The sequence below is a fragment of the Bradyrhizobium sp. Arg816 genome, from assembly GCF_029989365.1.
GTDB lineage: Bacteria > Pseudomonadota > Alphaproteobacteria > Rhizobiales > Xanthobacteraceae > Bradyrhizobium.
Map to the genome: position 1 here is coordinate 1 of NZ_JAPRAQ010000167.1, position 483 is coordinate 483.

Here is a 483-nt window from a genome sequence, read left to right on the forward strand (position 1 = left end):
CTGTTCAACTTGCGTGATGCTGGTATGGCGGCCTGGGAGATGCTTAAGGCTGGCTGGGACGCAGCAACGAACCTCGCGGCTGCGTTCGCGCCGCTCGCCCAGAGCGTGTGGGACATGGTCAGCGCGTTCGGCGGGGATGGGCCGTCGATGATTCAGCGCACCGCTGAGGCGCTCAAAAGCGTGTTCGACTGGGTCGGGAAGAACACTGACGTCGTCGCTCCGCTCGTGACTGCGGTCGTCGCTGGCACGGCGGCGTTCAAGGGGATGAGCGCTGCTATGGGCGCTGTGAACGCCGTGAAGGCGGCGGGCGGGCTGCTGGAGTTCGTCAAGGCGACGAACTGGGCGAAGGCCGCGCAGGCTGCGTTCAACGTCGTGATGAATTTGAACCCGATTGGGTTGATCGTCACTGCGATTGCCGCGCTCGTCGCAGGCCTGGTCTACTTCTTTACGCAGACGGAGACGGGCCGGAAGGCGTGGGCGGCT

At 64.8% G+C, this 483-nt stretch carries 1 pseudogene; it reads left to right on the plus strand.

The annotated features are described in order from the left end of the window. Positions 1-483 (plus strand): annotated as a pseudogene (locus OWC48_RS46340) (hypothetical protein); the annotation flags it as partial.